The sequence below is a fragment of the Nannocystis sp. RBIL2 genome, from assembly GCF_026626745.1.
Classification (GTDB): Bacteria; Myxococcota_A; Polyangia; order Nannocystales; family Nannocystaceae; genus Nannocystis.
The window spans coordinates 5,291,224-5,314,586 of the sequence record NZ_JAPNJW010000001.1 but is presented as its reverse complement, the minus strand read 5'-3'; the positions used below and the strand labels follow the sequence as shown (position 1 = coordinate 5,314,586).

Genomic DNA, 23,363 nt, shown 5'->3' with positions numbered 1-23,363 from the left:
ATGACCGCGAGCGCCTCGACCTTCCCCCCGCTGCTCGTCACACCGCCGGCCGGCGGCTTCGATCGCGCCGCCGCGCGCGACCTGGTCAAAGAGTCAGGTCTGGCGGCCGCCCTGCACAAGCTGGTGCGCGCGCCGTTCGGGCACACCGTGGTGAGCCTGCGGGCGCTCGACGCGGCGATCGAGGCGGCCGATCTGGCGCTGCAGGCCGGCGAGGCGCTGCACGCCGCGCTGCTCGAGGACATCGCGCGCGCCGGCTCGCTGGCGCTGCCGGAGCCGACCCGCGACCAGCGGATGTTCGTCGGCGCGTTCACCCTGACGGTCCTCGGCGACGCGGCGGCGCCGCGGCTGGCCCTGGTCGCGCCGACGCCGGAGGTCCACGGCGAGCTCGAGTCGGATGGCCTCGAGGACCTGCTCGTTAGGCCAGCTCGGGAGGCGGTCAAGAGCGCGCTTGCGATGGCCGGCAAGTACCTCGAGGTCCAGGCCCAGCGGCAGCCGGGCGCCACCGCGCCGCGGCTCGACGAGCGCGAGGTGTGGGTGGTGACGACGCTGCACGCGTTCGTGCTGCAGCTGGCAGGCGCGCTGCGGCGGCTGACCCACGCCGGGCGCCTGCGGCCGTTCGGCGTGGCCCTGGCCCAGCGCAAGGTGGTGGTCGGCGAGCTGCGCTACGAGGGCTTTTCGGCGCGCGGCGCCGAGGGCCCGGCCAGCGACCTCAAGCCGGTCAAGCTGCAGGACATCGTCGGCAACCAGGAGTACCTGCAGGCCGGTCTCAAGCTGGCGCGCGACGTCGCCGCGTATGACCTCAAGGCCAGGCGCGGGCCGAAGCAGCTGAACCCCGTGCTGTTCGGCCTCGGCCGGCCCGGCTGCGGCAAGACGATCACCGCCCACGCGATCGGCAACTACTTCCTCGACTTCTGCAAGCAGCGCGACGTCCCGGCCCGCTTCAAGGTCATCCGCCGCACCGACTGGGCCTCGTCGTACCAGAACGCCAGCGCGGCGACGCTGGTGAAGATCTTCAAGGAGGAGGTCTACGGGTTCGAGGGCGTGTGCGGGGTCTATTGGCCCGACATCGACACCGCGTTCGCCTCGCGTGGGTCGGGCGACCTGCGCTCGGAGGAGAAGAACAACCTCGGCGCGGTGTTCGGGATCTTCGACGGCACGCTGATCCCGAAGGACGGCAAGTGGTTCATGATCTGCGACGCCAACTACATGCAGATGGACGAGGCGACGCGCTCGCGGATCGCCCAGAACCCGTTCACGGTGCGCGGGCCGACCACCGCCGACGACTACGTCCACCTGCTGCGCGACGTGCTGCTCGGCGATGTGCGCCCGTTCGTCGCCCACGGCGAGGAAGCGGGCTGGGCCGAGGTCGGCGCCGACCTGGTCAAGGCCGACCTCAGCGGCCGCTCGGTCGAGAGCGTGGCCAACAACATCCGCGCCTACGTGCAGGACTTCGAGTACCCCGACGAGTACTTCCGCGCCGACTACGACCGCCGCAAGCAGCTCATCCACGAGCTGTCGCGCCGCGTCGACATCGCCGGGGTGCGGCGGGAGATCGCCGACTACGTCAGCTTCCACCGCGAGGCCGAGGAGCGCGAGGCCAAGGACCGGTTCGAGCGCGAGGTCGAGGCGATGGTCCAGCAGCTCAACGCCGGGCGGGCCGCGACCGCCCGCGCGGCCGCGGCCGCGGCGCGGGAGATCGTCGGCGAATGAGCCTCTCTCTGGGGACATTGCCGATCGGGCATGCCCTCGAGGGCATGTCCCCGAGAGCATGTCCCGAGGTGTGGGTGATCGACGCGACCGCGCTGCTGTTCCGCGCCTACTACGGGATGCCGGCCCGGCTGTCGCCGGCGGGCGAGCACGTGGGGGCGGTGCTGGGGCTCGGGCACCTGCTGCGCGGGCTGCTGCGGCGGGCGCCGGAGCGGGTGGTGCTGGTGTACGACGCGGGTCGGTTCACGTTCCGCAACCGCATCGACCCGCGCTACAAGGCCAACCGCGGTGAGCCGCCGCCCGACCTGGCGCCGCAGTTCGAGCTGGCGCGGCAGTTCGGCGCGGCGGCCGGGTTCGTGGCGTTGAGCGTGCCCGACTTCGAGGCCGACGACCTGATGGCCACGCTCGCTCGCAGCGCGGCGGCCGCCGGTCTGCGCACGCGGCTGTTCAGCGTCGACAAGGACCTGTGCCAGCTGGTGCGCGACGAGGCGCCGGGGGTGGTGCTCGAGGACCCGCGCACGCAGGCGACCTGCGACGCGGCCGGCGTGCTGCAGCGGATGGGCGTGCGACCGTCGCAGGTGGTCGACTACCTGGCGCTGGTGGGCGACACCAGCGACAACGTGCCCGGGGTCCCAGGGGTCGGGCCGAAGGCCGCGCAGGCCCTCATCGCCGCGTTCGGCGATCTCGACGCGCTTTATGATTCGCTCGGGCGGGTCGCCGCGCTGCCGCTGCGCGGGGCCAAGGGGCTCGCGGCCAAGCTCGAGGCCGGGCGCGAGGCGGCCTTCCTCGCGCGCGCGCTGGTGCGGCTTCACGACGCGGTCCCGCTCGGCGCGCTCGACCTACACGCGCACACGCGCTGGGGCGGGCCGCGTGACGACGCCGACGAATTCTTCGCCGCGCTCGGCAGCCCGGGCGCGCTCCGCGGGCTGCGATCGATCGCGTCGCAGCCGCGTGCGTGAGGGACAAGCGCGCGCCGACGCGGTAGGCTTTTGCGGCCCTCGATGACGACCGCCGCCGAATTCGCGTCACCGCCCGCAGAGCCGCCGCCGTCGGGCCATTCGCGGGCGCTGGCGACGGTGTGGTTCACGCTCTTCCTCGACCTGGTGTCGTTCGGGATCGTCATCCCGGTGCTGCCCTTCTACGCCAAGAGCACCGGCGCCTCGGAGGGCCTGATCGCGTTGCTGGCGACGGCCTACTCGGCGGCCCAGTTCGTGATGTCGCCGGTGCTCGGCCGCCTCAGCGATCGTCACGGCAGGCGCCCGGTGATGCTGATCTCGATCGCCGGCAGCACGATGGCGATGCTGACCCTCGGGTTCGCGCAGGCGCTGTGGATGCTGTTCCTGTCGCGCACGATCAGCGGGGTGTGCAACGCCAACGTGTCGACGGCGCACGCATACGTGGCCGACCGCGTGCCGCCGCACCAGCGCGCCCGCTACATGGGCATGATGGGCACCGCGGTCGGCCTCGGCTTCATCGTCGGCCCGTCGCTCGGCGGCCTGCTGGCGCGCGCCGACTGGCCGCAGTTCCCGTTCTTCGTCGGCGCCGCGCTGAGCCTGCTCAACTTCCTCATGGCGGTGATGTGGCTGCCCGAGAGCCACCGCCCGCGCGCGGCCGCCGTCGCCGGGCCGCCGCCGCCGCGCCCGTCGCTGCTGGCGGTGGCGCGCGACCCGGCGTTCTGGCGCAGCCAGATCGGCGTGATGGTCGCGGTGTACTTCAGCTTCTTCTGCGCGTTCGCGGCGATGGAGGCGACCTTCGCCCTGTTCGCCGAGGCCTGCTTCGGCTGGGGCGAGCAGGAGAACGGCCGCTACTTCGCGTTCATCGGCACCGTCATCGTCCTGTTCCAGGGCTTCATCGTCGGCCGCGCGGTGTCGACGATCGGCGAGCGCCGCTCGCTGGCCCTCGGCCTGACGCTGAGCACCACCGGCTTCGTGCTGCTGTGCGCCTCGCCGTCGTGGCTGTTCGTGGTGCTCGGCGGGTTCTTCATCGCCGGCGGCAACGGCCTCATCATGCCGAGCATGTCGGCGCTGGTGTCGCGCAACAGCACCAGCGAGAATCAGGGCATCAACGCCGGCCTCGCCCAGTCGGCCGGCGCGCTCGGGCGGATCGCCGGCCCGATGATCGCCGGCGTGCTGTTCGAGGTGATAGGTCCGCGCGCGCCGATGGGTTCGTCGGCGCTTCTGGTGGTGCTGGTGTGCCTCATGGTGCTGGCGCGGGTCCACGAGGCGCGGCCCGAGGCCGGGCGCTGACGCGCTGACCTGGCTGTAGGGACAGGTCGAGACGCGCCGCCGGCTCAGCGATCGCGCTGCGGCCGGCCGTCCGGCTCCCAGCGGATCGTGCGATAGGCGAACAGGCCGTTGCCGGCGGGGTCACCGTCGGGCTGGACGGCGCGCACGTGGACGTGGCGCGACGGACCCCAGCCGAAGCCGAGCGAGACGCGGCCGATCGTCAGCGCCTCGGTGGCGGCGCCGAGGAGCCGCAGGCGCGCGTCGCCGCGGCTGACGCCGGCGAAGTAGCCCTCCTGGGCCTGGAGGACGGTGTGGACCAGGTGCGACGGGGCGTCGCCGCGCTGGCGGGCGCGCGACCACAGGAGCGCCGCGAGCTCGTCGAGCCGGTCGTAGCGGACGACCGTGTAGGCGGCCACGCGGCACACAAAGGTGTCGTCGCCGGCGAACAGCACTTCGGCCTCGTCCTCGACGGGGACGCGCACGCCGTCGGGGCCGACCACGAAGTCGTCGCCGCGCGTCGATTCGCGCCGCAGCTCGGCGCCGGCCGAGAAGTCGGACGGGCCTATGGGGGTGACGATCGTCGGCCATTCGCGCAGATCCGCGCCCCAGCGGTCGAGCGAATGGTGGGTCACGAAGCGCTCGTGGTCGAAGTCGCCGACGTCGCCGAGGCGGACGGCGGGGGAGAACGGCGGCCACGCCCCGAAGCCCAGCTCCATGACGCGGCTCGTGTGGCGATTCCAGGCGCTGATCAAGCTCATCGATCCCTCGAACGAGGGATAGCAATCATCAGCTCCATCGATTGCATCCCTCGATATTTTTTTCGCAGCGTTTACCCTCCGTATACATGAACGACCCCGTCGAAGCTGCGACTCGCGCCGCCGCCGCCGTGCGCTCGGCGGACGCCCTCATGATCTGCGCGGGCGCCGGCATGGGCGTCGATTCCGGACTGCCCGACTTCCGCGGGCCCGAGGGCTTCTGGCGCGCGTATCCGGCGGCCCGCCGGCTCGGGCTCCAGTTCCACGACCTCGCCGATCCGCGGTGGTTCTACAGCGACCCAGCGCTCGCGTGGGGCTTTTACGGGCACCGCCTCAACCTCTATCGCGCGACCACGCCGCACGCCGGATTCGCGCTGCTCCAGCGCTGGGCCGCCCGTGCGCCCGCAGGGGCGTTCGTGTTCACGTCGAACGTGGACGCTCAGTTCCAGCGCGCGGGCTTCCCGGAGTCGCACGTGGAGGAGTGCCACGGATCGATCTTGCACCTGCAATGTCTGAAAGGCTGCGACCTGCCGCCGTGGTCGGCCGCGGAGACTGCGGTGTCGGTCGATGTCGAGACGCTCCGCGCCGCGGAGCCGCTGCCTCCGTGCCCGCGCTGCGGCGGCCTGGCCCGCCCCAACATCCTGATGTTCGGCGACCTCGGCTGGGACTCCAGCCGCGCGAACGAGCAGCGCGCTCGCCTGGCAGAATGGCTGGAGGAGCTGAGCCAGCGCCGCGCTCGGATGGCCGTGCTGTGCCTCGGCGCAGGCACTGCGATCCCGTCGGTGCGCTTCCACGCCGAGCGCACCGCGCGTCGCTCGGGCGGGACGCTGATCCGCATCAACCCGCGCGACACGTGGGTGCCGAACGGCCAGATCTGTCTCGAGGCCGGGGCGCTCGCGGGCCTGTCGGCGATCGAGGCGGCGCTCGAACAGGGGTGAAGATCACGCCGCGACGGCGCGGGCGACCGGAGCTTGCAGGAATGGAGACATGTCCTTCGGGACATCTCATCCGCGCCTCGTCGAGACGTGAACTTGAATAGTATGTCCCGAGGGACATGTCCTTTCATGCGGCGCCGGCGCGCTGGCGCCGCTTGGGGGCGAACGCGCCGACGAAGGCCGGGTGGCGGGCGATGAGGTCGAGGGCGCGAGCGAGGAGGGTGCGGCCGGGTTCGACGTGGTGCCAGGTGGACACGCCGCTCGGGTGCGGCAGGCAGATCGCGTCGGTCTCGACGCCGTGCCAGCGAACAGGCAGGGCCTTGCCGATCACCTCCACGAGCGGACCCTTGTGGCCGAGCACTTGCTCGATCGCCACGCTGCCGACGGGGAGCACCAGGCGAGGTCGCAGGATGTCGACCTCGCCGGCCAGGAATTGCTGGCAGTTCGCCATCTCGTCGCGGTCGGGCTTGCGGTCGCCCTTGCCGTCCGCCTTGCCCGGGAAGCAGCGGGCCACCGCCGACATGTACACGCTGTCGCGGAACTCCTGCTCGCTGACGCCGGCCGCGGCCTCGAACCAGCGGAACAGGGTCTTGCCGGCCGTCCACGCGAACGGCCTGCCGAAGGCGCCCTCGCGCGGCCCGGGCGCCTGACCGACGAGCAGCACGGGCGTGACGATCGGCGGGCCGTGGACGACGGGGCCGATCATCGACGGGCACGCCTTGCACGCCTCCAGGCGCCGGTGCAGCACGGTCAGTCGCTTTCGCGGGTCCATCGTGGAGCGCTCTCACGCCAGTCTGCGCGACGAGGCGAGGTTGCGCCAGCGCAGCCGCGAGGACTCACGCGTGCGCGTGGCCGCCGCCGCGAGCGTGGTGCGCGAGAGGACTACGAGGTTGCCGCGAGGACGTCCGACGAATCGTCGCTGGCGGAATGCTGCGAGGGCGATCGACGCAGGGGCGGCGAGAATCGTCGGGCGAGGTTTCGTAGGTGCTTACGAGTCTCGCTTCACCGCGGCGGTGCATCGTCGATGTGATATTTTTTTAAAAAAAGAATCACTCGGGCGCGAAGGGCCACCATGGGTCGGCGACGAACAGGCGGCCCGGGGCGCGCTGGAACAGCCAGGCGCCGTACAGCTGGACTGCGGCGGAGACGAGCACCAGGGGCATGAACCACCGGCTGCGCGCGCCGCCGCCGGCGACCAGCAGGACCAGCACGAACGGCAGGAAGTCGAGGGCGAAGCGGTACGAGAACTGGACCTGGCCGCTGTTTTGATAGAGGAGCGCGGGCACTGCGACCGCGAGCGCGGCGAGCACGAGGCCGCGGCGTTGCGGCAGCGGGTCGCGGGCGTTCAGCAGGCACAGCAGCCACGGCGAGGCGAACAGCAGGCCCATGCCGTGGATCGACCAGCGCACGTGCAGCGGCGACAGCTGGACCTGCGGCCACAGCCACAACATGCACTCGAGGTTGCGCCACAGGTAGTGCAGGCCGAACATCCCGTGGGTCTGGATCCGCTCTTGCCAGCGGATCTCGAGGTAGCGGTGGCCGAACTCGAAGATGTCGTCGAAGCGGACCCAGTTGAACAGCGCCAGCGCGCCGCCGATCAGCGCCAGCGGGGCGAAAAATCGCAGCAGCGCGGCCGGTCGGCGATCGACCCGCCACCACTCGAGCAGATAGAACGGGGCCGCGAACGCGACCTGCGGGCGACAGGCGGCGGCCAGGCCGAGCCACAGGCCGGCGCTCGCCGGTCGGGCGGCGTTCCAGGCGGCGCCGAGGTGCAGCACGAGGAACAGGTCGGCGAGGATCTGCGCGGTGAACCACACGCTGCCGTGGGCGGCGACGAAGCAGGCGGGGCTGGCGAAGGCCCAGGCGGCGCAGGCGAGCAGGTGCTCGCGCGGGCGGCCGGGGCGGGTGCGCTCGAACAGGCGCAGCAGCAGGACGGGGATCAGCGCGCCGACGATCACCGTGAGCAGGATGTCGGGGAAGCCGAGGCCCCACAGCGCGACGCCCGGGAGCATGACCAGCGCCGGACCTGGCGGAAAGGTCACGTACCAGGTGCCGCCGCGCGCGGCCACCTGCGCCAGCGGGACGTCGTGGACGCGGCCGTCGGTGGCGCGGAAGGTCTCGACGCGCTCGCGCCGGCGCTTCTCGACGCAGGCCCGGGTGCGGCACGGGAAGCCGCGCAGGACGGTGCCGTCCTTGAGGGTGAGGCTGTGGACGCGGCCCCAGTCGTCGTACGCCCGCGGGTAGCCCGGTGGCTCGCCCGGCAGCGCGAGCCGGCCCTCGAGCCAGCCCTGGGCCATGTGCGCGAAGTGATTGTTGGCGCTCGGCTGCAGCAGGTCCTTGCCGGCGAGCACCGCGAGCACCGCGAAGGCGACGGCGAAGACGGCGATGGCGCGGAGCCGGGTCACGGGCGCGCGGAGCATAGCAAGCCGCGGCTCCGCCGGGGGCGCGGGGCGGGCGCTGATGCGGGTCGTGGCGCGCAGGTCAGCCGTCGCGCGAAGGTTCGTGGTGGGACGCAGCTCGGCCGCCGCGCACAGGCTCACGGGGACGCCGATCACGGCCGCGTGAGGCCCCGGATGACGACGCTGTCCCGCCGTTCAGCGGCCCGGGTTGACCTTGACCGTCTCGGCGGGGGCGTTGACGCTGGGCTGCGGCTGCGGCGGATCTTGCGAGCGACTGAGCTTGCACGCGCCGCCGAGCAGCGCGCCGATCACCGTCGCCGCGACCGCGCAGCGGACATACGCCGCGCGGACGTGGCCGCGCTCGGCGAACACCTCGGCGATGAGGCCGTGCTGGATCCGCTTCAACTCGGTGAGGAAGCGCTGGGCCGGCCGCGGCCCGCGGACGGTGCGGTCGCGGACGAAGCTCTCGGGGCGGCCGCGGACCATCGCGCGGAGGATGACCAGCATCAGCTCGTCGCGCCAGAACGGCTCGCGGATGCTCTTGCAGCGGTTGCCGTAGTTGTCGCGCCGCGACAGGCTGACGCGGTCGAGGCGGCATGGTTGATCTTGCAACGAGCCGACCAGGTGGCTGAGCGCGTCGACCTGGTCGTGGCGGCCGGTGAGGATGTAATAGAAGATCGCGCCGAGGGCGTAGACGTCGTGGGCCTCGCCGAGGGGGCGCACGATCTCGAGGTGGCGGCCGTTGGTGTTCGGCTGCGTGCCGCTGAAATAGGCGTGGCGGTGGCCCGGAAGGCCGTCGATCTTCTGGATGACGATGTCGCGCTCGTGCAGGTGATCGTGCGGGTCGGCGATCAGGTCGTGCTCGTAGACCGAGGCCGCCGATTGCTCGAGGCTGTCGGGCACACGGAAGCGGTTCTGCGGGGCGTCGAAGTCGAGCTGGCAGCCGATCGCCTGCCGCCGGTGACGCGCCTCGGGCGACAGATACGGCAGCTTGGTGGTCGCCATGCTGGTGTCGGCGTCCTCGTACCACGAGCGGGTCAGGGTCTCCTTGTCGGACAGGCCGAAGTCGATGACGCAGATCTCGGTGCAGAGGTTGGCGGCCTGGTCGAGCTGACGCGTCACCGGCTCGTCGGCGAACGCGGCGCCGCGCGGGTCGCCCGGGGCGTGGCGGATCATGATGTTGTCGGGCGCGAGGTCCTTGTGCACGACCTTCTTCTCGCCGTGCAGCCAGGCGACGGCCTCGGCGATCTGCACCATCAGGTGGATCTTCTCGAGCAGGCGCACCTTCTGCTCGATCATCCGCTGGCGCGACCGCGGGGGCAGCATGCCGAAGTAGTGCAGCGCCCGCTCGCCGGCGTTGAGCGGGGTCCCGTGCTGCTTCTCGCGGTAGGCCGCGTAGTCGCCGAGGCTCATGTCGAGCGACTCCAGGACCATCGCCTCACGCAGGACGAAGTTGACGATCGTGCCGACGCTGGCGAACGCGTCGTCGTCCTTGGTGCAGCACGGCTTGGCCCGCGGGCCGTGGAGCTCGTGGCCGCGCTGGTGGACGAACTCGGCGCTGAGCTCGTACTCGCACTTGCTGCAGCGGAGCGACGGGAACTCGCGCGTGGGCGGGTCGCAGCGCTGCAGCGGCAGGTTGCAGCCCCGCGGGCAGCGCGGGTGGTAGAGCGTCCCGCAGCCGCACATCACCAGCGGACCTAGATGAATGACGTCGAGGATCGGCGCGACGCCCTGCAGCGGACCGCTGGCGAATTCGCGGTTGAGCGCGACCTCCTGGCTGAACAACAATTCGGCCCGGCGGTCGGCGTGGTCGTGAAGCACCTTGATGGCGACGCTGCGCGACTCGCGACCGACGATGGTCTGCTGGGCGGCGAAGACCTTGGCGAAGCGGCCGGAGCCGAGCAGGCTGGGTCGATTCCCCGCGCCGGTCCCCGGGGGGACGCGCACCAGGTCGTACGCGACCTGCGACGGCAAGGTGAGGCGAGACCGCTGGAGCGTGACGACGGGGCTGAGGGCTGGCTGGTTCATGAGGACCTCGGTGCTCCGAGCCGGGAGACGGAGGATGGATCGAGGCGCCGAACCGGCAATCGCTAGCGCGGACCGCGTTCGATGCAGATGCACTCGAGGTGGTACGCGCGCGTCAGCTCGTGATGCGCGACCAGGACCACCAGCAGGTGCGCGTCGCGCGGGGCGACCACGGTGAGCGCGGGATGGGTGAGCCGGGCGACGAATCGATCGTCCTGGCGCAGGCCGACGAGGGGCTCGATGCGCTGGACCTGATGCCGCCGGTGGCCGACGTCGAAGGCGTGCGGCACCGACCCGTCGCCGATCAGCAATCGCTCGAGCCGCGAGCTCGGTTGACGCGCGTCGACGTAGAGCGAGGCCCGCGTCGACGGATCGACGGCCCCCTCGCAATGAATGCATAGAGCGCCGCCTGCGCAAGTCGCCAGCAACGGCGCGGGCAGCAGGCCCTCGATCGTCGAGAGCGCGAGTCGACGCGGGCCGCGGCCGGTGATGGGCATGCTGGTGGTGCGCAGGGTCAACCGCTCCCCCGTGGCCAGCTCCTGCTCGAGCTCGAGAGTGTGCGCGAGGTCGATGCGCGTGGGCTCGGCGCCGGGAGCAGGCGGCGGCGGGGGCGGGCCGGCCCGCCGGCCCAGGTCGTCGCTCGGGCGCACCGGCGGCGGGGCGAGCGAGACGCCGCGCTCCTGGAAGTGGCGGGCGACGGCCTCGGGGCCGCCGCAGCCGCGGCCGCGCGCGTAGGTCCACAGCGCCTCGCCGAGCGCGTCGATCGAGCGCGGGCGCAGCTTGGGATCGAGCGCCAGGCAGGCGCCGACGAGCTCGCCCAGCGCGGGCGGGGCCTCGGGGCACAGGCCGCGCAGCGGCGGCACAGCGGCGCGCCACTGCTCGCGCTTGAACGGGTGGGTGCCGGTCGCCAGCTCGAACAGGATCAGCGCGGCGGCGTAGACGTCGACGGTGCGGTCGAGCTCCTGGCCCGCGAGCTGCTCGGGGGCCATGTACGCGATGTTGCCGCGGACGATCGCCGGGTCGGTGGCGACGCGGCGCACGTTGGCGCGGGCGATCCCGAAGTCGATGACGCGGACCCGGCCGCGCTCGTCGAGCATCAAGTTGGACAGCGAGACGTCGCGGTGGATCAGGTGGAGCGGGCGGCCACCCTGCTGCAGCTCGTGGGCCGCGTGCAGGCCGTCGCAGGCCTGGGCCACCATGGCCGCAGCGACCGCCAGCGGCAGCTTCCGCGTGCCCGCGCGCCGGAGCAGGTTGACGAGGTTGATGCCGTGGATCCGCTCGAGCGCGACGAACAGGCGCCCGTCGTGCTCGCCGACCTCGTAGACGGTGACGACATTGGGGTGATTGACGAGCGCCGTCAGCTGCGCCTCGTCGAGCAGCATGAGCCGCAGGTCCTCGTCGAGCGGCTCCTCGACGCGGATCACCTTGAGCGCGACCTCGCGGCGGAACCCGCCGGGGCCGGTCTGCTGGGCGAGATAGACCGAGCCCATGCCGCCCTGGCCCAGCAGGCCCGAAAGCTGGTAGCTGCCGAAATATTGCGCTGGGTATGCATCCGCCATGATCGCACGATACGCGGCTTATGGCCCCTTCGAGAAACCTTTGCACCGTTCGCAAAGGTGTCAAATCGAGTCACGGCACAACGGCCGCCAATGGGCCGCGCACGGCGTCAGAAGCGGCCGGACACGGTGAGGCCGGCGAAGCCCGGGGCGATGCGCAGGTGCGGCTGCTCGGGCCGGGCGCCGCTGCGCGACCGCCTGTGATCGCGGGCGCCGACGACGGTCAGCGGGACGCCGATCGCCAGGCCGGCGAGCCCGCCGACGAGGCCGACTGCGAGCATCGATTCGGCGCCGTCACGCCGTTCCGCGAGGGCGGCGGAATAGGCAGGGTCGGTGGCGGGATCGGCGGCCTGCGCGGCGTCGACCCGCGCGGCGAGGGTGGCCCCCGAGACGAGCAGCGCCGCCCCGGCGACGCCCAGGCCGAGGAACACGCCGCCGGCCGCGAGCTCGGCGCGGCCGCGACGTTGCAGCTGCAATCGTTCGCGACGCTGTTCCACGCGGCGATCGAGCTGGCCGGCGAGGTCGACGACGCGGGGCACGACCGCCGCGGGCACCAGCGCCTGCTCGGGGGCCTGCGCGGCCTTTCGAGCCCTGTCCGCGAGGGCTCCGGCGGCGTCGAGCTGGCGCGCTCCGGCGCGGCTGTCGGCGAGCTGGAGGTCGGCGGCTGCGAGGTAGAGCACCGGGTCGCCGAGCGCCTCGGCGGCGCCGCGCACCATCTCGGCGGCGTCGCCGGTGCGCCCGGCCGCGACCATCTCTGCGCTGACCGTGAGCAGTCGGTCACGCTGGGCCGCGGCCTCGACGAGGCGCGGGTCGATCTGCGGGGCGCGCTGTTTTTGCGAGTGATGCGAGCCGCAGCGGCCCTTCTTTTTTGCGCACGGGCGTTTGGCGCGAGGCTGGGCTGGGGCGGGTTCGGCCGGCGTCGTCGCATCAGCCGGGGCGGCGGCCGGTGGGGCCGTTTTCGTCGGGGGACGCGGCCAATCGTCGGCCGGGGCGAGGCAGAGGAGCAGCGAGAGCAGGATGGACATGATTGGTTCTCCGGAGCAGAAGGAAGAGATCGGTGCGACGCGTCACCCGGGATCGATGCCTTCGGGGCACTCGCGGGTGCTGCCGAGCTTGAGGACGCAGGCGGCGGCGGCGAAACTGTTCTCGAAGGCGTCGCGGCGGAGGGTGCTGCGGTCGAGGCCGACGAGGCCCTCGAGGCGGCTCAGGTTCTTGAGCAGCTCGTCCCTCGAGATGCCGAATTCTGCGGCGGCGCGGCGCAGGTCGACGTCGAGGTCGAAGGCGATGTGAGCGGCCATGACGGGCTCGTAGCCGCCGACGCGCCCGGCCGAGCCGGTCCTCGCCAGGCTGGCGGCGAAGGTCTCGATGTCGCGCTGCTGCGCCCGGTCGAACTCGTCCTGCGGCGCGTAGAGCTTGGCGATCTGCTCCTGCTCGGCGGCGTCGAAGAAGGTGTTGCCGGCGGCGTAGGCGCGGACCTCGTCGGTGGCGCGCCGCATGCCCTCGCTGTGGCAGCTCATGCAGCTGAGGCCGTTGATGACCTCGGGCTCCTCCGGGACCTCGCTGTCGTGGACGATGGCGATCGGCGCGCGATCGATGCGAACGCCGGCGCCGTCGACGATCATGTAGCCCTGGAGACCATTGGGCAGGGTGAAGATGATCTCGCCGCCGTCCTCGACGAAGTCGAGCGGACGGACGAGGATGTCCTTCTCGTCCTCGTTGTCGGCGAAGTCGTAGCTGAGCCAGTAGGCGCGGTAATCGGCGCTCGGGACCTGGTGGCGCTCGATCGCGCGGTTGGACCGCGAGACCTTCGAGTCGCGGAAGCCGGCGCGCAGCACCTCGTCGGTGTCGGACACGACCTCCTCGGCGAGGTTGGCGTCGACGTCGACGCCGAGCTCGCTCTCCAGCTCGGCGCGGGTGCCCGGGATGCCGAGGACGGTGTGATAGAGCGGCGGCTGCGAGGCGGCCTCGATGAACCAGTCGCCCTTGACCGAGAACAGCTCGACCTCGGCGGCTTGCTGGATCTTCCGCGCGTCGTCGGAGCGGAAGGCGATGGCGTACGGGTCGGCGGCGGTGATCTGGGCCCAGGTGTCGGCGGTCCAGCCGTAGTCGACGAGGTCGATGCGGTAGATCGTGCGCGCCTCGTCGATCGCGTCGGGCACACGGATGGTCGGCGCGAGCGAGAGGTGGTTGATCAGCTTGGCGAAGGCGTGGCGGTAACCCTCGAGCTGCTCTTCGCAGAAGCCGGCGCTGTGGAGGTGGGCGAAGGTGACGTAGCGGGTGGTCCGCTGGCGCGCCGAGTCGAGCAGCGTGAGGTCGGCGAGGATCTCGGCGAGCACGTCGTCCTGGACGACGAACTCGTTCTCGAGGCAGGCGGGCGGTCGCGTGAGCTCGACGTCCTCGGCCGCCTCCTCGGCGGGGGTGCACACGTCGATCCAGCGCTCGATGGTGGCCTGCTCGTCGGCCGGTAGATCGTCGGCGCCGACGGGCATCTCGCCGCGGGCGATCCGCTGGAACAGCAGGGAGTCGGCGGCGGCGCCCCGCACGACGTAGCCGGCGGCGATGAGGCCGTCGAGGTCGCTGACGCCGCCGAACTTGCCCTGGGTCTGGCCACCGTCGTGGCAGGCGCCGCACCTGGCCCGCAGGATGCCCTCGGTGGCGGCGCGGGTCTCGATGCACTCGGGGGTGATCGGGCCGGTGTCGTCGGCGGCGCCGGTGGTGTCGCCGCCCTCGCCGGCGGGCGGCGTCGGCAGGTTGCAGGCGGCGACGAGGAGCAGCAGGGAAGAGACGCTGGCGAGCGGGCGGATCATGAGGGACTCCTTCGGGACATGAATGAAGGGACAGGCCGGGCGGAGTGATCAGCCGGCGGCCGAGGTTACTTTTTGGACATGAGTGAAGGGACAGGTGATGAGGCCGCGCCGGTCGGGCCGAAGGTCGAAGATATTTGGGGACATGAATAAAAAGACAGGTCACGCTGACGCGTCGGGGTGGGCGGCCAGCCACTCGTCGATGACGTGGACGCGGTCCGGGCGGCTGCGGCGGTCGCCGAGGACGCACTGGCGGGCCGCGAGGGCGCTGGCGCGGGCGGCCGCGGGGTCGCGCGGCCAGAGGGCGCGGGCGAGGAGGAAGTGGCCGCGGGCGAGCAGGGCGGCCGGGCCGGGGGTCTCGGCGATGACCACGAGGGCGTCGACGAAGCTGCGCTCGGCGTCGTCGCGCAGGCCGAGCTGGAGCTGGGCCTGGCCGCGGGTCATCCGCACCAGCGCGAGCGCGGGCCCGGCCTCGCCGCTGCAGCGGTCGAAGATCTGCAGCGCGTGCTCGAGGTGGGTCAGCGCCTCGGCGGCCCGCTGTTGCCGCAGCAGCACGGAGCCGAGGCTGGTCAGGGTGGTGGCGACCGAGGCGTGGGCCCAGCCGAGGACGCGGACCTTGATCGCCAGGGCGCCGAGGTAGTGGGTCTCGGCCTCCTGCAGCCGACCGCGGCGGCGGGCGACGAAGCCGAGGTTGTGCAGGAGGACCGCGTCCTCGACGCCGAGGATGGGCCGCAGCGCCCGCGCGAGCTCGAGGCCGAGCTCGAACAACGACTCGGCTTGCGAGAGGTCGCCGCGGTGGACTGCGACCACGCCGAGCCGGCCGAACGCCTGCGGCAGGCCGAGGCGGGCCACGCCGCCGCAGCGCTGACGCAGCTGCAGGGCGCTGCGAAAGTGCTGCTCGGCGGCGACGAGGTCGCGGTTGCTGAGGGCGACCTGGCCCTGGCGCTCGGCGAGCGCGAGGGCGTCGGCGTCGCGCGCGTCGACCCGCGAATCGGGGCCGGCCACGGGCGCGGAAACGGGGGAGAAGTAGAGGGTGGGAGAGACGTCGTCGGCGGCGTCGGCGTAGAAGTGCAGCATCGGGTCCTCGCTCCCATCCCAGGGAGCAATCGATGCGCCGCGGCCTCGCGCCGATGAAAATCAATGGTTTGCCGGCGCCGTGTGACCGCGGTTCCGGGGACTCGGGGCCGCTTTGCGGACTCGAGGGCGCATTGCGGTGTTTGACAGTCCGCGGCGGGCCGTGCGAAGGGTGCGAAGATGGAGCCGGAGGACGACACCCCGACGCGCGCGGTCGCCCGCGGCACCGCCGGCTACGAACGTCTGGGCCGCATCAGCCTCAAGGTGCTGAGCGGGCCCGACGCCGGCCGGGTGGTGCAGGTCCCGATCAGCCGCGGGCAGCAGATCCGCGGCGGCCGCAGCGAGACCTGCCACGTCGTCCTGCGCGACGACGACCAGGTCAGCGCGAACCACTTCTCGCTGCACTTCGAGCCGGCCGGGGCGGTGCTGCGCGACCTCGGCAGCACCAACGGGGTGTACGTCCACGAGGTGCGCGTGCGCGAGGCGATCATCGAGCTCGACACCGTGTTCCGCGTCGGCGCGACGGCGCTGCAGCTGACCGCCGCCGAGCGCGTGGTGGTGCCGCTGTCGGCCAAGGATCACTTCGGCGAGCTGTACGGCTGGTGCCCCGAGATGCGCGAGCTGTTCGACGAGTTGGAGCGCGTGGCGGCGATGCCGTCGAGCGCGCTGCGGGTGCTGATCACCGGCGAGACGGGCACCGGCAAGGAGCTGGTGGCGCGCGGGCTGCACGACCTGTCGGAGCGGGCGCAGCACCCGTTCGTGGTGCTCGACTGCAGCACGCTGCCGCGCGAGCTGGCCGAGGCGATCGTGCTCGGCTACGGCCGCGGGGCGTTCACCCACGCGGCGCCGGAGCAGCCGGGGGTGTTCGAGCAGGCGCACCGCGGCACGCTGTTCCTCGACGAGCTCGGCGAGCTGCCGCTCGACCTCCAGCCGAAGCTGCTGCGGGTGCTCGAGCGCGGCGAGGTGGCGCGCTTCAACGAGCGCAACAAGCTGCGCAAGGTCGACGTGCGGGTGATCTGCGCGACCAACCGCGACCTGCAGAAGATGGTCAGCGAGGGCCGGTTCCGCAGCGACCTGTACTTCCGCATATACGGCAAGCACATCGAGCTGCCGAGCCTGAGCGAGCGCGGCGACGACGTGATCTTGCTGGCCGATCGGTTCTTGCGAGCGCTGTGCGAGTCGCTCGGGATGCCGCCGAAGCAGCTCACTGCGGCGGCGCACCAGGCCCTGCGCGCGGCGCCGTGGCCGGGCAACGTCCGTCAGCTCAAGCAGGTGATCGAGTGCGCGGCCCAGCTGACGCGCGGGCCGACGATCGACGCGCGCGACCTCCACCTCGGCCCCGGCGGGATCACGCGCCGCGACCAGCTCGACGCCAGCCCGCTGCTGTCGCTGCGCTGGGACGAGGCGCAGGTCGGGTTCCAGCGCGAGTACTTCAAGGCGCTGATGCAGCGGGTCGGGGCCCGCCGCGGGTGGATCGGTCGCGCCGCCGAGCTCGCCGGGATGGACCGCAGCGGGTTCGTCAAGGCGCTCAAGCGCCTCGGGCTGTACCGCCATGCGATGGAAGACGCGGCCGAGGAGCCGTGAGCGGCGGGCGCGTCCGCGCGAGGCGGGTCGCGAACGACAATTGTGCTTCGCGTACTGTTGACATTCGCGGCGGGTCGTTCTATACCTCTCTTCACCATGCAGGCGACCCGACAGCTCGACCCTCGCCCGCGGCTCCGCGCCGCGCGCCAGGTCGCGATGGCGCAGTCCCTGCCGTTGGCGCTGTTTACGTAGCCAGGTCGGCTCCGAGCCCCGGAGCCGCCCTGGCGTGCGCTCCGGCCTGTCCCCGGCTCTTCCGCCGCTTTTCAGAAGCGGCTGCGAGCCAGCGCGGGCAGGCCGTCGCAGCGGTGCGTATCAGCGCCCAGAAAGCTAACCGGGTGGAAGCACTCCGCTGAAGACGGAGAGGGGTTGGTTCGAGTCCAACTCTGGGCATTCGCTTCTGCGAAAGAATGCACATTGCGGTCGTGCGCGATCGCTGGTGTGTGCATTCGCGACCGGGGGCGCGGAGAGATCCGCGCCCCCGGTCCTGTGATCGTCAGGGGCTGACGTGGCTGGCGTCGCCGGCCAGGAGCGCCGCGAGCCACGCGGTCAACGGCACGCCGTCGACCTCGGTCGAATAAAAGTTGGGGCTGGAGAGGATCGTGTGGCCGGTGCCGGGGACGAAGTAGCTGCCCCACGCGGTGCCCTCGCCGAGGATCTCGTCGCGCAGCTCGTACAGGCCGGCCTCGAAGGCCTCGCCGGTGTAGCTGCCGCCGCTGCAGTCCTCGAGGCCGTAGCCGAAGAAGGTGCGGATCACGCCGTCCCGCTCGCTCGAGAACAGGGCCAGGCGCTGGTCGCTCCACTTCTCGCCGAGGTAGGTGGCGAGGTTGGAGATCCCCCCGCCGTCTTCGCCGAAGCAGTCGGCGCAGTCGGCCGGCAGTGTGGCGTCGAAGTTGAAGAGGTCGCGCCACAGCTGCTGCATGCACACAGGCATGTACTGGTCGGACATCGGCGGGCCGGAGTCGTCGAGCAGGGTGACTGCGCTGCCCGGGAAGGCGCCGGCGATCCGGTCGTAGTTGAGCGCGGCCCCGAAGCCGCCGGCGCTGCTGCCTGTGACGAGGACGTGGCCGGCCTCGGCGAAGGTCGGGACGATCCGCTCGAGGTAGGCGGCGACGTTGCGGTAGCCGACGAACTGCTGGGACCCGAGGACGCCGTCGATGCCGACGTTCTCGCGGTCGCCGGCGTGGACGTCACCGGTGCAGTACGGGACGTAGATGAAGCTCCAGTCGCGCACCGGGTTCTGCGGGTCGTCGTCGAAGATGCCGCCCTGGCCGATGCCCAGGGCCCAGGCGTCGAACTTGAACTCGCCGAAGTTTTTCCATAGCTCGTTGAGGGCGCAGGTGTCCGAGTTGAAGCAGGCGCCGCCGCCCTCGAAGTAGATGACGAGGTTGTCGCCGACGCCGTAGCGCACGCCGATGCCGGTGGTCGAACCATCACGGCACATCGAGTCGGGGAAGGAGACCCACGACCAACTGCCGGGCGGCTCGAGCGGCAAGGGCTCGCCGTCCCACGGCGAGGGCTCGTCGCCGGTGGTGCCGTCGGTGATGTCTGCGCCCGTGGAACCGAGAGGCCCTGAGGTGGAGGTGTCCGGGGTGCCCGAGGTGGCGTCGCCGGTGGTCGAGTCGTTGGTGGTGGTGATGGGTCCGGTGCTGCCGGTCGGCGGTGCTTCGGCCGTGGTGCTCGTGCCAGTGTCGGCGGTGCTGCTGGCCACGCTCGCAGAGGTCACCGGATCTCCGGGATCTCCGCAGGCAGAGCTCAGCAGAAGGATGACGAACAAGGGCGGTTGAGTGCGCAACATCGCCCGCGATCGTAACTGGGGCCACAGGAAGTGAGAGAAGCCGGGGCTTGTGACCTAGACCTGCGGGCGTCCGCATCAGGGCTCGGAGGAGGGCAGGCCGACCTGGATTGCCATCCTCGGTCGTCATTGCCACAGCCGGCAGGCGGTTGCCGCAGGTGGCCGCGCTCAAGGTTCTGCTGTTGCCGGGGTCGGCAAGGACGATACGGCCACCGATTCACGGCCGCGCGATGCCGCGCAGGAAGGCCTCGGCCCCCTTATCAAAGCGGTCGGGCTCGGTGATGGGGGTCGAGCAGGCGGTGTCGGTGCAGAGGTAGGCGGCCGGCCTTTTTAGGTCGGGGTAGCGGGTGCCGGGGGCGCTGAGGCTGATGTTGCCGCGCGGCTCGTCGTAGGCGAGGGCGGCTCGCAGGAGCGCCTGGGCGGATGGGTCGTCGGGGCGGCCGACCACGGTGATGTCGATCGGGGTGGCGGTGAGCTCGGCGAGCGCGAGCAGGTAGTCGCCGACCTGGCGCATCTGCGCCTTCACTGCCTCGGGCTGGGAGATCGCCCGGATCGCCAGCTCGGCGGCCTTGGCGTAGGGCAGGTCGTCGGCGTCGTGGTCGAGGCCGCGGTGGAGCTCGAGGAGGAAGCGGGCCATCCGCGCGTTGTCGTCGAACGGCTTGCGCCGCTCGGCGAAGGCGCCGGTCGCCTCGGGGTCGACGGTGTGCGCGTAGAAACCTCCGGCCGGGTCGGCGAGCTCGCGCAGCGAGAAGTCGGCGACGTCGCGCGCCAGCTGCTGCCACTTCCCGTCGCCGGTGCTGCGCCACAGCGCGAGCAGGCCGCGGCCGACCTCGACCTGGTCGCCGAGGTGGAGCATGCCGCGGTCGCCTTCGGCGTGGCGGAAGCCGCCGCGGTCGTCGCGACAGGTCCGGACCACTCGCTCGCCAGCCTGCAGCGCGGCGGCCCGCACTGCCTCGTCGGGGGCGACCGCGTCGAGCAGGAGGAGGCCGCGCAAGATGGCGCCGTTGCGGTCGGCGTAGACGTGGGTGTCGATGACGGGGATGCCGAGGGCGCGGCGGGCGGCGTCGTCCTTGGCGTAGTACTCGTCCCCGAGGACAGGTTCTTTGCGACCTGTCGGAAGGCGCAGGTCGGCGTCCTGGCTGGTGTAGAAGCCGCCGTCGGGGTCGCGCCAGAACTGCAGGAGATAGCGGGCGATGTCGCCGGCGGCGGCGCGCCACCTGGGGTCGCGGGTGCGGCGGTAGGCGAGGGCGTAGCTCTCGAGCGCGCCGGCCTGGATCGGGGCGATCTTTTCGAAGTGCGGGTCGGTCCACACGCCGTGGACGCTGTACTGGTACATGCCGCCCCACACCGGGTCGATGAGGTTGCGCTGGCGGTCGAGGACGAGCAGGCCGCGCTCCTGCCAGGCTGTCTCTTGGTACAGGTAGGCGCGCAGCAGGCTGTACTCGTTGTTGGCGGCCAGCGGGTACTTCTGCTTGCGACCCCAGCCGGCCTGGTCGTCGTCCCAGGTGCGGTCGAGCTGGTCGCTGGCGATCTTCCGCAGCTCGACGAGCTCGCCGCCGCGCGGCGGCGGGGCGGGCAAGGCGACGCGACCGGTGAGCTTGCCGGCCTTCTGATCGGCGACGAGGCGGCGCAGCAGGGCCGCGAACTCGCGCGGGTCCTGGTAGCCGCGCAGCTCGAGCACGGGGCGGGCGTCGCTGGTGAGGATGGCGGTCGCAGGCCAGCCCCAGTCGGCGTAGCGCTCGGCGACGTCGGGGCGGGCGTCGCTGTCGACGCGGATGGCGACGAAGTGCTCGGCGAGCAGGCCAGCGACCTCGGGATCGGCGTAAGTCTCCTCGTCCATGACGTGACACCAGTGACACCAGCTGGCGATGACGTCGACGAGGATGATCTTGCGCTCCGACTTGGCCGCGGCGAACACGGCGGGCTCCCAGCCGCGCCAGGCGGTCTCGGCGTGCGCGGCCGGAGCGGCGGTCGGCGGGGCGGCGGGCTGCTTGTTGCAAGATGTCCCGAAGGACAGGAGCGACGCTGCGAGCGCGACGGCGAGGCGGGCAGGCACGGGCGAGGTTACGCGGGGCGCGAGGGGGCGGATCAACGCCGATAGGATCGGCGAATCACGGGCGCGGCGCGAGAGGGCGCGGCGGGCGGCGATCGGCTCAGATTCGGCGGATCGCGGGCGAGGCGCGAGATGATGCTCGCCGGTGCTCACCCATGGGACGAGAGCGCAGCCGCGCGGCCGGGCTGCGTCTCAGGCGAGCACGTGCCGGCTGACGAGCAGCGAGCGGGCGGCTCAGGCGGGAGGCGGGACCGGCAGATTCTCGCCGGGCGGCGGGACGGGGGAGGTCTCGGTCGGCGTGGTCGCGGGCGGGGGCGTGGCCGGAGGCGGGTTCGCAGGCGTGGGAGTCTCGACCGGCGTCGGCGGGGGCGTGGGCTGCGGCGGACCCTCGGCCGGAGCTTCGATCGGGGCGACGGGAGTCGACGGCGGCGGGCTGGCGTTCGGGCCAGGTTGCGTCGGCGCCGGGTAAGAGGAGGCGGGCGGCGGGTTGTAGTGGGCCGGGGGCGAGGGCTGCGAGGGCTGCGAGGCCTGGCGGCGACCGCCGAGGCCGAACACGAGGCCGGCGCGGAAGCCCCAGGTGAAGCTGCAGGCGTAGTCGGTGATCGGGTCGAGGTAGTTGTAGGCCTCCTGGCAGCGATCTTTCGTAAAACGCATGCCGAGGCCGATGCCGAGGTCGAGCCACAACGAGCCGCCGGCGCGGAACATGACGCCGGGGCCGACGGTCCACTGGCCCATCACGCCGCGGTGCTTGTTGAGGAACACGGGGCCGATGCCGAAGGAGAGGTACGGGGCGACCCGCTCGCCGCGGTAGATGACCCACAAGAGGGTGGGCGTGAGGCTGAACTCGTTGGTCGGGATCTTGGCGAAGGTGCCGGGGCCGACCTGCTCTTTGAAATACTGCGAGTAAAAGGTGGTGACGTTGCGCAGGTGCAGGCCGACCGCGAAACCACCGACGACGAAGTAGCTGGCGCCGGCGCCGACGAGCAAGGAGCCGCCGTAGTTGCGCGAGAAGGAGCCGCCGAGCGAAAAGCTCGGCAAGATGGTGCCGCGGCGGAAAGGGCGATAGTCGTCGTCGGCCTGGGCGGCCCGGACCGGGATGGCGAGAGCGACGAGAGCAGTGAGGACGACGGTTCGGCGCACGGAACCTCCGGCGAGGACGCTTGGAGATGGTCGCGCAAAGCGCGGCGCGGCGCAAAGGCCGACATCGCGGTCCGAGAAGGCTATCACCCGCGACACGCGAAGCCAGCCCGCTCGCGCACACGCGGCCGGCCGGCCCGCGGCCGAGCCCGGCAAGATCGCGCTCGCCTGCTTCCCCGCGGCGGGTGGAGGGGCGACCAGGCGAGCACCCGGGGGCTCGCGCAGCGAGAGGTCGGGCGGGCCTCGGCGCGCGCGAACCGAGGGCGCAAGCGAGGGGAGCCGGATGTGGGTGACCTGTCCTTTGGGATAGGTGATCGGCAGGGGCGGGTGGCTGCGCATGCGTCCGCGCTTCGAGTTGCGCGGTCGTCACGGATCGGTCCGAGGGGCTCACGCTTGGAGGCTTCGCGCGGAGACACTCGGAGCGACGGACGGCAGGTCCCGAGCTGGGCTCGGTCGGGGGTCGGTGGCTCAGCGATGCGGCGACCAGCGCACGGCGTCAAACGAGTGCGACCCAAGGCTCGTGGTACCTGGTCGAGGCGCTGATCGACGGTTCGGCCGGTCGAGGGTGGAAATAACGTGTCTTTGTAAACATGTCCCATAAAACACTTTGCGAGGGACATGTCCAGGGAGACATATTCTGGCAGCCGGGCCGCGGTTGCCGGCTCGCGGGGCGCAGCGGCTGGAGTCATTTGCCGACGCCGAGCAGCGCGCCGACGCTGTACTCGACGGCGTCGAACGGCTCGGGGCGGACTTGCTCGGGCGGCTCGGCGGTGAGCACCACGAGGTAGCCCTCGGGTTGCCAGCGGAACACGGTGAGGATCTGCTGGTCGGGGTCGGCGATCCAGTAGTGCGGGACGCCGGCCCGGTGGTAAATGCGGAGCTTGCGGACCGTGTCGCGCGATGGGCTCGACGGCGAGACGACTTCGCAGATCCAATCCGGGCGGATTTTGACCGGAAAGCCTGCGGGCGGCTCGGGGACGCGATCGATGCGCCAGCCGACCACGTCGGGGACGACGATGTCGGGCGCGAGTTCGACGTGGACCTCGGTGCCGATCCACCAGCCGCCGGGCTCGTCATCGGCCGCGTCGTCGCCGAAGTGGTCGATGATTCGGCCGGCGAGGCGAGGCTGCAGCCGGCCGTGAATGAAGAGCGGCGCGGACTTCTGGCTCAGCTCGCCGTCGAGGAGCTCGTAGTAGGGCTTCTCGTCGGCGACGGCCAGCAGGTCGGCGAGCGTGGCGCCGTGGGCGGCGGGCTGCATGATCGCAGCTTAGCGGAAGTCGGCGGGGTGCGCGAGGCCGAGCAGGACGGCGGCTGCAG

The 23,363-nt window shown here is 71.8% G+C and carries 17 protein-coding genes and 1 tRNA gene; 6 read left to right on the top strand and 12 right to left on the bottom strand.

What is annotated here, in order from left to right; all coding sequences use genetic code 11:
* The 3 genes from OV090_RS21125 to OV090_RS21115 are packed head-to-tail and all read left to right on the top strand — an operon-like array spanning position 1 to position 3,953.
* Entirely contained in the window at positions 1 to 1,710 is a 1,710-nt protein-coding gene (locus tag OV090_RS21125; protein WP_267705783.1) for an AAA family ATPase, read from the top strand.
* A complete protein-coding gene (locus OV090_RS21120) occupies positions 1,707 to 2,666 on the top strand; it encodes a 5'-3' exonuclease H3TH domain-containing protein (RefSeq protein WP_267705781.1) in 960 nt (319 codons plus the stop codon). Before OV090_RS21125 ends, OV090_RS21120 begins: the two co-directional genes overlap by 4 nt.
* Positions 2,667 to 2,708: 42 nt before the next feature.
* A complete protein-coding gene (locus tag OV090_RS21115; RefSeq protein ID WP_267705779.1) occupies positions 2,709 to 3,953 on the top strand; it encodes an MFS transporter in 1,245 nt (414 codons plus the stop codon).
* A 44-nt stretch (positions 3,954 to 3,997) separates the two neighbouring features.
* Here OV090_RS21115 and OV090_RS21110 read toward each other — a convergent pair whose 3' ends face one another.
* Positions 3,998 to 4,690: a hypothetical protein gene (locus OV090_RS21110; protein ID WP_267705777.1), complete on the bottom strand. Its 693-nt coding sequence runs from the start codon at positions 4,688 to 4,690 to the stop codon at positions 3,998 to 4,000.
* Between the two features lie 86 nt (positions 4,691 to 4,776).
* Here OV090_RS21110 and OV090_RS21105 point away from each other — a divergent pair, with 86 nt between their 5' ends.
* On the top strand, positions 4,777 to 5,625 hold the full coding sequence (locus OV090_RS21105) for a Sir2 family NAD-dependent protein deacetylase (protein WP_267705775.1): 849 nt from the start codon (positions 4,777 to 4,779) through the stop codon (positions 5,623 to 5,625).
* 124 nt (positions 5,626 to 5,749) lie between these two features.
* Here OV090_RS21105 and OV090_RS21100 read toward each other — a convergent pair whose 3' ends face one another.
* From OV090_RS21100 to OV090_RS21070, 7 genes are all read right to left on the bottom strand, one after another.
* Entirely contained in the window at positions 5,750 to 6,394 is a 645-nt protein-coding gene (locus tag OV090_RS21100) for a uracil-DNA glycosylase family protein (RefSeq protein WP_267705773.1), read from the bottom strand.
* Between the two features lie 277 nt (positions 6,395 to 6,671).
* Positions 6,672 to 8,027, bottom strand: coding sequence for a hypothetical protein (locus OV090_RS21095; protein ID WP_267705771.1), 1,356 nt, complete (start codon positions 8,025 to 8,027; stop codon positions 6,672 to 6,674).
* 189 nt (positions 8,028 to 8,216) lie between these two features.
* On the bottom strand, positions 8,217 to 10,049 hold the full coding sequence (locus OV090_RS21090; RefSeq protein WP_267705769.1) for a protein kinase: 1,833 nt from the start codon (positions 10,047 to 10,049) through the stop codon (positions 8,217 to 8,219).
* A 62-nt stretch (positions 10,050 to 10,111) separates the two neighbouring features.
* The gene (locus tag OV090_RS21085; protein ID WP_267705767.1) at positions 10,112 to 11,605 is read right to left on the bottom strand and encodes a serine/threonine-protein kinase; all 1,494 of its coding nucleotides are present in this window, start codon (positions 11,603 to 11,605) and stop codon (positions 10,112 to 10,114) included.
* Between the two features lie 107 nt (positions 11,606 to 11,712).
* Complete coding sequence (locus OV090_RS21080; protein ID WP_267705764.1) at positions 11,713 to 12,627, bottom strand: hypothetical protein; 915 nt, start codon at positions 12,625 to 12,627, stop codon at positions 11,713 to 11,715.
* Between the two features lie 42 nt (positions 12,628 to 12,669).
* A complete protein-coding gene (locus OV090_RS21075) occupies positions 12,670 to 14,409 on the bottom strand; it encodes a hypothetical protein (protein ID WP_267705762.1) in 1,740 nt (579 codons plus the stop codon).
* Between the two features lie 159 nt (positions 14,410 to 14,568).
* A complete protein-coding gene (locus OV090_RS21070) occupies positions 14,569 to 15,483 on the bottom strand; it encodes a tetratricopeptide repeat protein (protein WP_267705760.1) in 915 nt (304 codons plus the stop codon).
* Positions 15,484 to 15,660: 177 nt separating this feature from the next.
* Here OV090_RS21070 and OV090_RS21065 point away from each other — a divergent pair, with 177 nt between their 5' ends.
* Positions 15,661 to 17,064 carry a sigma 54-interacting transcriptional regulator gene (locus OV090_RS21065; RefSeq protein WP_267705758.1) on the top strand — a complete coding sequence of 468 codons (1,404 nt, stop codon included), beginning with the start codon at positions 15,661 to 15,663 and terminating at the stop codon, positions 17,062 to 17,064.
* Between the two features lie 317 nt (positions 17,065 to 17,381).
* A tRNA-Phe gene (locus tag OV090_RS21060) sits at positions 17,382 to 17,454 on the top strand.
* A gap of 103 nt (positions 17,455 to 17,557) precedes the next feature.
* Here the strand turns inward: OV090_RS21060 and OV090_RS21055 are convergent.
* From OV090_RS21055 to OV090_RS21040, 4 genes are all read right to left on the bottom strand, one after another.
* The gene (locus OV090_RS21055) at positions 17,558 to 18,859 is read right to left on the bottom strand and encodes a pectin acetylesterase-family hydrolase (protein ID WP_267705756.1); all 1,302 of its coding nucleotides are present in this window, start codon (positions 18,857 to 18,859) and stop codon (positions 17,558 to 17,560) included.
* 214 nt (positions 18,860 to 19,073) lie between these two features.
* Complete coding sequence (locus OV090_RS21050) at positions 19,074 to 20,912, bottom strand: DUF255 domain-containing protein (RefSeq protein WP_267705755.1); 1,839 nt, start codon at positions 20,910 to 20,912, stop codon at positions 19,074 to 19,076.
* A gap of 231 nt (positions 20,913 to 21,143) precedes the next feature.
* On the bottom strand, positions 21,144 to 22,049 hold the full coding sequence (locus OV090_RS21045) for a hypothetical protein (protein ID WP_267705753.1): 906 nt from the start codon (positions 22,047 to 22,049) through the stop codon (positions 21,144 to 21,146).
* Positions 22,050 to 22,731: 682 nt separating this feature from the next.
* On the bottom strand, positions 22,732 to 23,304 hold the full coding sequence (locus OV090_RS21040) for a Uma2 family endonuclease (protein ID WP_267705752.1): 573 nt from the start codon (positions 23,302 to 23,304) through the stop codon (positions 22,732 to 22,734).
* Positions 23,305 to 23,363 lie beyond the last annotated feature (59 nt).